The following is an 11409-nucleotide window of genomic DNA, read 5'->3' as shown; positions in this document are numbered from 1 at the left end:
TGAATTACACTATAGCACTGAAATAGAAAAAGCCTGAGGAATTTTCCCCAGGCCATGAATTGTATTTGAAAACTTGAAAGTTCTTGAATTAGAATACCAGGCTGTTCTCCATCATGAACTCAGCGATCTGTACCGCATTAGTGGCTGCTCCTTTTCTGAGGTTATCAGCTACTATCCAAAGATTAAGTGACTTTGGCTGAGTTTCATCTCGTCTGATTCTACCAACGAACACCTCATCCTTCTGATGTGAGTTTAACGGCATAGGGTAGATATTATTTTTCGGATCGTCCTCTAAAACTACACCCGGTGTCTTGGATAGGATGCTTCTTACTTCATCAATGTCGTACTCATTGTCAAACTCAATATTCACAGACTCTGAGTGACCACCCATAGTAGGAATGCGCACGCAGGTAGCAGTAACCTTCACATTCTCGTCCTGAAGAATCTTAACGGTTTCCTTCACCATTTTCATTTCTTCCTTGGTATAATCGTTTTCCTGGAACACATCAATATGAGGTAGCACGTTCATATCGATCTTATAAGGATAGGCCATTTCACCATCCTTTCCAGCGCGTTCATTCATCATCTGATTCACAGCTTTGATACCAGAGCCGGTTACAGACTGATAAGTAGAAACAACCACGCGATTGATGCCGTATTTTTTATGCAATGGTCCTAGTACCAATACCATTTGGATGGTTGAGCAGTTCGGGTTGGCGATGATGCGATCATCGATTCGCAGTACTTCTCCATTCACCTCAGGGACCACCAGTTTTTTACTGGCATCCATTCTCCATGCGGATGAATTATCAATTACGATGGTTCCAGCTTCTGCAAATTTTGGGGCCCATTCCAATGAAGTGCTCCCACCAGCAGAAAAAAGTGCAATATCTGGCTTTTGTTCTACCGCATCTGCTAGTCCAATTACCTTGTAAGTCTTACCTTTAAATGTGATTTCCTTACCCACAGAGCGCTCAGAAGCGACTAACAACAATTCATCGAACGGTAGATTTCGCTGCTCGATGACTCTCAACATTTCCTGGCCTACCAATCCGGTGGCGCCCACAACAGCAATTTTCATTTTTTCAACTAATTACGACTTACGTCAACAGAATAATATTTTAGTAAAATTAATTTTCGGCGAATTTAATATAAGATGAGGTTAAGAACCACTCTTTTTCCGATAATCCTTCTAATTGGGTACTACGCAGGAGCGCAAGTTTCGGATGACTTTTCTGATGGAGATTTTACAGGCGATCCTACCTGGACTGGCAATGTCACCGATTTTGAAGTGGACGTTGATTTGAGACTCCACTTAAATGCCCCAGAAGTAACCTCCGAATCGTACTTGAGCACTCCAAGTGCCTTGATTGATAAAACTGTTTGGGAGTTTTATTGCACCCTGGATTTCAACCCTTCCAGTAGTAATCAATTGTTTGTGTACCTGGTTTCAGACCAAAGTGACCTAAGTGGGTCGTTGAATGGATATTTTGTCAGAATTGGCAATACGGATGATGAGATAAGCCTTTACAGACAGGATGGAACATCTACGACTGAAATAATTGATGGGACTGATGATGTGGTAAATTCAGACCCAGTGAATGTACGAGTGAAAGTTATCAGAGATGAAAACGGAGTCTGGGAGTTATTCAGAGATGCATCTGGTGGCATGAATTACGTTTCTGAAGGAACGGTGACCGATGCTACTTACACTACCACTGCCCATTTCGGTTTTTTGTGTGACTATTCGTCAACGCGTCATGATCTTTTTTGGCTGGATGATGTTTCTATTGAGCAAGTACAAGTGGATTCGGTGATTATTAATTCTGCAACTGAAATTGAGGTGGATTTTAATCAGCCCATTGCTCAGTCAGATATAGAGTTGCTGACGAATTATTCAATTGATGGATTGACAGTGAACTCAGCCACTCAGAGCGGAACGGATGAGTCCAAAGTCACCTTATCTCTTGACGGGTCAACACCCTTAACTACCTCATCTTATATCCTGGACGTAGCGGCTGCATTGACTAAAAACAATGCAACCAGTTACAACTTCTCCTATACTCAATTAAGCTTGAATGATCTTCTTACTCTTTCTGACACTGAAATTGAGCTAACCTTTAATGATGAGCTGGATCAGATTAGCGCTGAAACCGCGTCCAACTATTCCATTGACAATGGAATTGGTCAACCCACATCAGCTACTTTGGATGCCAGTGATGCTACCAAGGTCACTCTTACTTTGGCCAACCCACTTTTCGAGTCTACTACGTTTCAGCTGACCATGTCAGGGTTGGAGAATACCTCTCAAAACAGCTCCTTTTCTGGTACAGAGGATTTTACTTTTGTAATACCATTGATTATTGATACTGTTGAAGCCACAGCATCTAATGCATGCATCGTACGTTTCAATAAGGCGCTGGATGAAGCTTTAGCTGAAACACTGTCCAACTATTCACTCGATGGTAGTATTGGTAATCCGACATCTGCTACTCTTCAAGCCGATGGTGAATCGGTTGAATTGGTTTTTGGAGCCGATTTTGGTGATGATACCTATACCTTGACAGTTGACAATCTTGAGGATACCGATGGTAATGTAATTGCACCAGGAAGCACCGATATCTTCGATTACTTGAACCTGGCGATCAGTTCACTGGCACAAGTCGATGACTTGTCAATTAAAGTGACTTTTAATCAGAATATCGATAAAGCCACTTCAGAAACGCTCGGTAATTATGACCTGAGTGAAATTGGTGAACCAACTTCGGCGGTAAGATCTGATTCAAATTTGGATGAAGTAACGTTGACCTGGACTCAGTTATATAATAGTTCTTATGATCTCAACGTTTCCAACGTGTCGAATTCCTCAGGGAATTCTACACCCGTGTCATTATCTGCGAGTATCAGTATTAACAAGGCCACCCCAGAGCGACAGCTCATCATTAACGAGTTTTTGGCAGACCCAACACCTTCAGTTGGGCTACCAGAGGTGGAGTACGTGGAGATTTACAATACTTCGGATTTCAGCGTGGAGATGAGCGGCTTTACACTCGACGGACAGTCTGTAGCTTCTTATAAGCTGGAAGGCAAGAGCTATGTCATTTTAACAGACAATGCAAGTACAGGAGACTTTTCCATTTCTAATATTGTTGGAGTCACTTCTATGGGAGCATTGACCAACTCGGCAGATGCCATTGTGCTGAAAGATCAGCTTGGCAATGCAATAGACAGCATTAGTTATGACGCTTCCACGTGGTACGCTGACGATACCAAAGATGACGGTGGGTACAGTTTAGAGTTGATTGACCCGTTACAACCCTGCTCTGATGCAACTAACTGGACTGGGTCAACAGATGTGACTGGAGGAACTCCCGGTGTACAAAATTCTGTCTTTAATGACATGGATGAGATAGCCCCTTCTTTGGAAAGCATTGTAGTAGTTGGTGGTGATTCACTCGAACTTACTTTTTCTGAACCGATAGATGAATCAACTTTGGATATGGGTGATTTCACCTTGCCAAACTATTCTTTTAGCTCTTTACTGAGCCAGTCTTACACCGTACTTTATCTGGTACTTACCTCTGATTTAGAATCTGAAATCAGCTATACGCTCACAGTTGAGAACATCTCAGATTGTTTGGGGAATGAATTGATCAGTCAAACCTATGATTTCTACTATGACACGAAACCTCCAGTACTCGAACGTATAGATTTTGTTACTTCCAGTGAACTGGCACTGGTTTTTGATGAACCACTGAATGAGTCGAACGCTGAGGATGAGGACAATTATTCGATCAGTGGACTTACTGTAGATCGAGCTATTTTACAGGATTCTAGTCAGTATAGACTGCAGCTTTCATTCGATGAAACGTTTACCCGGAATGGGTCTTATGTTTTGAATTACACCGGTCTTGAAGATACCTTATCCAACACCATCAGTACTTCCACATTCGATTTCACCTTTTCCTCGGCAATAGATTCGGCCTATGTGGAGACCGAGAACGTTCTTAACGTCTTGTATTCAGAAGTGCCTTCCAATGCTTTGGTTACTTCAAATTATTTATTGGAAGATACTCAATCCCACCCGGTGGAAGTCCAACAGGATCAAACGAACGGTAAACGCTTCAGGCTACGCTTTGAAGAGAACTTCGAGGAGAATCAGGATCTGCTACTATACGTTTCCAATATTTTCACTGAGGATGCCTCTGCAAGACTGCCCACTCCAGCAACCACATTCATCAGAGATACGCGTGCACCGACCATTGAGGGGCTACAGGTTGGTAGTGATTCTTCGCTCATCGTGATTTTTGATGGAGCAGTTGAGAGCACTACTTCACTGGTTTCTGCAAACTACACTTTGGAAGATAGTGAACAGCCTACAATTGTCACACAGATATCTGCAGATAGCATAGAACTAGTATTTGAGAATAAGTTTCCGCAGGAAAAGACAAAGACTTTGACCGTCTCAGGCATTTCAGACCTCTACGGCAATGTGATGAGCTCTCGCCGAAATCTTGAATTCATTTATGACACCAGACCGCCGCAAGTAGAGAAGGTAAGCCAATGGTCTACCACTGAGGTGATGGTGGAGTTTTCTGAGCGTATCACCTACAATACTGCGATCACATTAACTAATTACCAGCTGGCAAGCAGCAATCCAATAAGCGCGATGGTATTGGGCCCGGATTCAACGGATGTTCAACTGACTTTTACCTCGATTGATCAGGATCCAGACAGTGAACTCACAATTGCTTCAATTGAGGATCATCAGGGAAACGCAAAAATGTCAACAGTCCACCAGTTCAATACATTGAATCCTGCCATTGCTCAGTTGAAAGGGAAAGATGCAAGAACCTTGAGTGTCCAGTTTAGCCAATCCGTAGATGGAGCAGAACAGCTCTCCAATTATCAGCTTGCGGGATATGAGGTGACCGCAGTTTCAAAGATTAGTGATGTTACCTACGTGCTAAGCTTAGATCAAGACCTTACACAAGGAGACTCCATCAACCTCGAAGTTTCCAATGTAATAGGAACAAATGGAGCAAGTCTTCAGTCCGCACAATACCGTACTGTTTTTGAGAATTACTTTGAGTCGTATGAGTTAATCAATAAGCGAAATATTTACCTCAGGTTCACAACTGATTTTACCTCAGTATCCGTTTCGAACTTCACTGTAGAAGACAACACTATCACCTTTGTCAGTATAGACAGTGAAGACCCAGGCTTGATTAGGGTTACGCTTGATTCAGAGTTAGCTCCAGATCAACCGATCACTCTACAATGGTCTGACCTTGTGGATCGCTATGATCGCCAAATACCTGATTTCTCAGAAGAGCTGATTGATGACCAGACAGCCCCCACTGTGAGTAAACTAGAGAGCGATTTTTATAGTGTATTGATGCTCACTTTTTCTGAACCTATGAACGAACCTGCTCTTTCATCTATCAATCGGTTTCTTTTGCAGGGAATTGGTCAGCCAAGGTCCATAAGCCTCATGAATGATTCTTCAGTAGCATTGGACTACAATGATCAACTAATAGTTGATGAGGCATATGACCTGATTATCTTTCCGATTGGAGATGTGTCTGGTAATCAACTAGTACAGGATACCATTCATTTCCAATACCAACCACCTCTATTGCCAACATATCGGCAGGTGATTATCAACGAAATCATGGCTGACCCTTCCCCTTCCGTTGATCTGCCTGAAGTGGAATATCTGGAGTTATACAATGGCTCTGAAAGCACTTTTGATTTGCGCGGACTTGTCTTATCCGATGGATCTGCCATGGTTAGTCTGCCATCCTATACATTAGAACCGGGAGGTTATGTTCTCTTGGTTGATGAAAATCAAAGTACCGCCTTTGTTATTGACAATGTGGTGGAGGTGGATGATTTCCCATCACTGGGAAATACCGGGGAAACTCTGGTGTTGCAATCGGTTTTGGGTGGAATCATTGATTCGCTCACTTACAGCCTGGATTGGTACAGAGAGCCTTCAAAAGACGATGGCGGCTACTCGTTAGAATTGATTGACCCTTATGGAGCCTGTCCACAATCGCTAAACTGGTCTGCTTCTGTCAGCAACTCGGGAGGGACACCAGGGAAAGAAAATTCTGTCTATCGGGTTGGTGCTGATGGCAGGGCTCCATTCATTTCAGAGTTTGGGAAATTGACACGAGATCAGTTCACATTGACTTTCAATGAAGCAATGGATAGTTCTTCGCTGGTGCAATTGTCCTTCAATATTTCAGGATATCCAGTCAGTAATCAGACGATCTTGGGTACTGGGTACAGGCAATTGTCCATAGAATTGGTGGAAGAGTTGGCGCAGGGCACCTACTATGATGTAGCGATCTCTGGGGCTTCAGATTGCTCAGGAACCGTGATGGCTGATACAATCATCACATTTGGGTTTGGTCGTGACCCTGAGCCCGGGGAGTTGGTGATTACAGAGGTGATGGCTGATCCAGATCCGGCAATAGACCTGCCTTCCGCAGAGTATGTAGAATTGTTCAATACCACTGGGGATGTCATTTCATTGCAGAACGTTCGTTTTCGAGATAGCAATTCCTCACGATTGATAGGAGATTATCTGATTGCGGATAGCACCTATGTCATTTTAACAGATGCTGATGATGCTGATCTTTTTCTAAGCTATGGTGAGGTCATTGGATTGGACAGCTGGCCGGCCTTGACCAATTCTGGTGAAACGCTATCCTTATTCACGTCACAGACCATTGAGGAGGTCGTTTATGATTCAGATTGGTTTAGTGATCCAGAGAAAAAGGCCGGTGGATACTCATTGGAGATAATCAACCCTGGAGGGTTGTGTTCAGGTGCGGCCAACTGGGATGGTTCAGTAGATGAACGTGGAGGAACACCCGGACAGCAAAACAGTCTCTTCAATACAGGTCCAGATGATGATAAGCCCATTGTTTCCATGTTTGAAGTTTTGAGTCCGACGACTATCCGGTTCACCTTCAATGAGGCAATGGATAGTTCGTCGCTGATTACTGCCAACCTGGAAGGAGTAGTAGCTGATCAGAGAAGAGTTGAAGGTGTGGATTTTGATGTGTTGACTATTGACCTCATTGCTAGTCTCAATGAAGATCAGATAGTACTAATCCAACTATCTGGTGCGACAGATTGCTCAGGTAATGCCATGGATTTGGCAAGCTTTGAAGTGGGTATTGGTGTTGCACCAGCATTTAACGAGCTGATTATTTCAGAAATCATGGCGGATCCAGACCCGGTCATTGAACTGCCCGGCACCGAGTATCTGGAACTATACAATCGTTCAGAGAAACTGATAAATCTGGAAGGTGTCTCATTAATAGATCAGACCGATACTGTAGCACTGCCATCCGTGGCGATACAGCCTTCAAGTTTTGTGGTGCTTACTACCACTGCTGGTGCTGCCGGATTTGCTGATGCGCTAGATGTAGTTGGAGTAAGTGGATGGAGTGCTTTGAATAACAGCGGAGAACGTCTGACACTTACACACTTTGACAATCTGATATTTCAGGTGACCTATGATCAGGACTGGCATACTCCGGGTTCTGCAGACGGAGGGGTAAGTTTGGAAATGAAAGATTTGAACAATCCATGTGGTGGAGCTGAAAACTGGACCTCTTCTACAGCTACAGCTGGTGGTACTCCGGGAGAGCCCAATGCAAGCGCATCGGGAGTTCCGGATAGCTTTGGACCACAGCTCATCGGCGGACGTGCACTGGGTTCCAGGTCCATTCTGCTGGAATTTAGTGAAGTTCTAAACGCCAGCACTCCCGATAATACGGTGTTCGTTCTGGATCCTGTTAATGTGATCTCACATGTGACATTTGGCGAAAACCAACAAACGCTAGTGGTCTATTTGGAACAGGATTTACAAGAGAATGTGCCACTGGAAGTAGAGGTGTTTGGTGTGGTGGATTGTCTGGGTAACCCGCTGAGCAATGGTAAACTCACTGTAGTCCTACCAGCTCAGAGTGCCGAAGGAGATGTAGTGCTCAATGAGCTTCTTTTCAATCCACGAACGGAGGGAGTTGATTTCATTGAGGTTTACAACCTTTCATCAAAGTACCTGGACTTGTTTGGATGGAGATTGGGGAGAGTTCAGGATGAATCGGTAGACTATGATCAGTTGGACAAGCATCTGCTACTTGGGCCCGGTGATCACCTGGCGATTGCTGTGGATACCTTAGTCCTCAAAAACCAATACCCCAAGGGCATCAAAAAACTGGCTCAGGTCAGTGCTATTCCTGCCATGTCCAATACGGAGGGCACTGTGATACTAGCTGACGCAAATGAGGTAGTCATGGATGAGTTTAGTTATTCTGAAGACTTTCATCTAAGCTTTTTGGAGAGTGTAGATGGAGTTTCACTAGAGCGAATTGACCCAACTTCCAAAACACAAGATGCCAATAATTGGAGTTCGGCCTCTTCAGCTGTGGGGTATGCTACTCCTGGTTATACCAATTCACAATCATATGAAATTCAGCAGACCAGTGCACAGCTGAGCATCGAACCTAAGGTGTTTGTACCCGGCAATCGCAGTGCCGCACATCAGTCATTCACTACTATCAACTATAACCTCGACAAAGCAGGTCAGTTTGCTAATATCACCGTGTACAACCAGCTGGGGCAACCAGTGGCTAATTTGGGGAATGGTATATCATTGGGCACCACAGGGTTCATCCGATGGGATGGCACTTCCGATACAGGAAGTGTGGTCCGTCGGGGTTACTATGTCGTACTCTTTGAAGTGTATGACGGATCAGGCAAATCACAGATGATCAAAGAAACCGTGGTGGTAGGAATGTGATTCATTTTGACAACTTGATTCTAAGATTGATCAAAAATTCTACTTATCCTTTATTGGGCCAATTCACCTACTTTACTGTTAATCAGTGACATGTGTGAAGAGAACAGGTTTTTGGCACAGCAATGGCCTCTTCCAATGCTGAACTAAAAATCTTTGACTATGAAAAGGACAAAATTTAATCCTCTAGCAGTAGCCAGTATTTTTATGGCTTTGGTTTTTGTTTCATGTGATTCTAATGATGACATGGAAGAACCAAACAACTCCAGATCGAAAGGAACAGTCAATGTAGCTGCCACAGATGCCGCAGTAGATGCGGAAAACATCACTGGAGTGTATCTGAATGTAAAAGGTATCAAAGCGGATGGCATGGATGACTCCAATGATGCTGAATTGATGTTTGATGCCACACAAGAGTTTAACCTGATGGCTTACCAAAATGGTGAAACCTATGGTCTCGGTAGCATAGAACTGAACTCAGGAACGTACTCCGATATTTCATTCATATTGGATGATGAAATGCCTGCATACGTGACTTTTACTGATAACACAAAGTCTCAGATAGAAGTTGAAGGTGATAATGAGTATGAAATCATTGGTGAATTTGATGTAATAGCTGATGCGCAAACAGATATAGTAGCTGATGTTGATTTAAGAAAGGCATTTACTGAAACATCTACTGAAGATGAGTTCATGCTGAGGTCCACGGCCAGATTGGTCAATGCCAATGTCACTGGAACGATCCAGGGTATGGTGGATAATTACGAGGAGATGCAAAGTCAAATGGAACCAGGCTTGGAATCCAAGCTCGTGGTATTCGCTTATGCTGAGGGTACGTTCAGCGATATGGAGCGTGAAGATCCAGCTGGATCAAAAGGTCGATTTGAAAATGCTATCAATAGTGCTGTAGTGGCAGAGGATGGTTCTTTTACTCTGGCTTTTATGGACGAATCAGATTATGAATTGGTCATTGGGTCTTTTACCAAAGAAGAAAACGCACCTGAGGAGGAAGCATATGAATTCAACACACTTCTTCAAACTGAGGTAAATGGCTCGCTCGATGTTATACTTGACATATTAGGTGTAGAGGCCAATACGAGCACCGATATTTCTATTATTGTCGACTTAGGTTCATAATACCAAATGACTGCTAACAGCTTTAAGAAAATTTATTTGAACCTTTCATAATACCTATTAGACCCGCCAGGTTACATCTGGCGGGTTTTTATAACATATTCATAATTAACCTGTTACACTTCCATGGAGCGTACAAAAAGCAACTTACATATAAAACATGACCTTCTAGGTAAGATATTTTACATCAAAGTAATGGGAGGTAATGCTGAACTTCACTACGAAAGGCATGGAGATAAGGAACTGGAGATTGTTTCAACTACCGTTCCTGAAGCCTCCAGAAAATTTGGAATTGCTGGAAAGTTGATGGAGGAAGCCATATCTTTTGCCAAAGAGCAACAACTTCTGATTAAACCTACCTGCTCTTTTGCGGCAAGCTACCTGGAGGAGCATCCCGAATATCACTCCCAACTTGCTTAATCGACGCATTTCGCATATCTTACTCCAATCAAATGGCCGAGGGTAATTATGTCAAACCGCATTATGTTTCTACCCCCTCGGCCTTTTTGTTTCCCCTTCTTTAGGGGAATGATCAAACCAATTTGTTCTCTATGTAAATGGCGAGAGTCGTTTCAAGAGAACCGAGGTATATATGTTTAACAAAGCATTATGTTTCAACGCCTCGGTTCTTGCTTTTAATTCCACAGATTTTTTTGCTTACCTTCAAACCCTTATTGGGGCTTATGTGTCTACTAAATAATGCATAAAACCACCTTAATCATCGGGTTAATAGGATTGCTGGTAGCGGGATGCCTAGAAACCAACCTGGATGCTACTGACACATTTGTAGACAATAGACTGACCTATTTACAACAGTCTTTTGAGGATTTAGGTATACCGAATGATCCTTTCGAAGTGACTGCTATTACTCCTAAATCCTCTAAATCCTGGGATGTGATCATCGAACACAGTGGAGGATGTGAGTCACATAGTTTTTACACCTGGTGGGATGAGTCCTGGCAGAGTGAAGGACAGGTCCGTTTTTTCCTAATCCATAATAGCAATGGAGACAATTGTGAAGCGCTAGTAAGAGATACGCTTTCATTGGATATGGATGAGGTGTTTTCCTCCCAACTTCCCGACACCACGGTTATCCGATTGGTCAATGCAAGCAGCGGGGCTAATATTTCTGTAGATCCACAGCTCGCGGCTATCTCTCAGAGTAATAGCTGTAGCCTGAAAGCAGATATTGCTACGAACACCTGTGGAGATGGCATATGGGAAGATAGGTGGCTGCACTTGCAAGACTCTATCAATGAGAAGCCTGTGTGGTTAATTCCGGTTCGTAGTTCGGCAAATGTCAGCTTACTGTTACCGGAGGAGCAGGATTCTTATCGTGTAGGTGTTACGCTACTTTTTGGCTTTGAGTCAAGTCAGCTCAGCAATACCTGCTATGAAACAGACGATGGATATGCCATTCCTGTGAGTGTTAACTGCATTGATGCAGACTGACC

The 11409-nt window shown here is 43.4% G+C and carries 5 protein-coding genes; 4 read left to right on the top strand and 1 reads right to left on the bottom strand.

The genetic code is table 11. The features are described 5' to 3' along the window. Nucleotides 1-88: 88 nt before the first annotated feature. Complete coding sequence (locus ACO067_RS10740; protein ID WP_421873895.1) at nt 89-1081, bottom strand: aspartate-semialdehyde dehydrogenase; 993 nt, start codon at nt 1079-1081, stop codon at nt 89-91. A gap of 75 nt (nt 1082-1156) precedes the next feature. Here ACO067_RS10740 and ACO067_RS10735 point away from each other — a divergent pair, with 75 nt between their 5' ends. From ACO067_RS10735 to ACO067_RS10720, 4 genes are all read left to right on the top strand, one after another. Next, a complete protein-coding gene (locus tag ACO067_RS10735) occupies nt 1157-8824 on the top strand; it encodes a lamin tail domain-containing protein (protein WP_421873893.1) in 7668 nt (2555 codons plus the stop codon). A gap of 159 nt (nt 8825-8983) precedes the next feature. After that, complete coding sequence (locus tag ACO067_RS10730; RefSeq protein WP_421873891.1) at nt 8984-9958, top strand: DUF4382 domain-containing protein; 975 nt, start codon at nt 8984-8986, stop codon at nt 9956-9958. Between the two features lie 123 nt (nt 9959-10081). After that, nucleotides 10082-10375, top strand: coding sequence for a GNAT family N-acetyltransferase (locus tag ACO067_RS10725; RefSeq protein WP_421873889.1), 294 nt, complete (start codon nt 10082-10084; stop codon nt 10373-10375). Between the two features lie 279 nt (nt 10376-10654). Next, the gene (locus tag ACO067_RS10720; RefSeq protein ID WP_421873887.1) at nt 10655-11407 is read left to right on the top strand and encodes a hypothetical protein; all 753 of its coding nucleotides are present in this window, start codon (nt 10655-10657) and stop codon (nt 11405-11407) included. The last annotated feature ends 2 nt before the right edge of the window (nt 11408-11409 follow it).

The organism is Marinoscillum sp. (assembly GCF_965229915.1).
Lineage (GTDB): Bacteria > Bacteroidota > Bacteroidia > Cytophagales > Cyclobacteriaceae > Marinoscillum.
The sequence above is the reverse complement of the archived record's forward strand: the minus strand, read 5'-3'. Positions and strand labels throughout refer to the sequence as shown.

Excerpts from the sequence above, each read along its gene's own strand:
- ACO067_RS10740 (WP_421873895.1), bottom strand. The coding sequence starts at position 1,081 with ATGAAAATTGCTGTTGTGGGCGCCACCGGATTGGTAGGCCAGGAAATG.
- ACO067_RS10735 (WP_421873893.1), top strand. The coding sequence starts at position 1,157 with ATGAGGTTAAGAACCACTCTTTTTCCGATAATCCTTCTAATTGGGTAC.
- ACO067_RS10730 (WP_421873891.1), top strand. The coding sequence starts at position 8,984 with ATGAAAAGGACAAAATTTAATCCTCTAGCAGTAGCCAGTATTTTTATG.
- ACO067_RS10725 (WP_421873889.1), top strand. The coding sequence starts at position 10,082 with ATGGAGCGTACAAAAAGCAACTTACATATAAAACATGACCTTCTAGGT.
- ACO067_RS10720 (WP_421873887.1), top strand. The coding sequence starts at position 10,655 with ATGCATAAAACCACCTTAATCATCGGGTTAATAGGATTGCTGGTAGCG.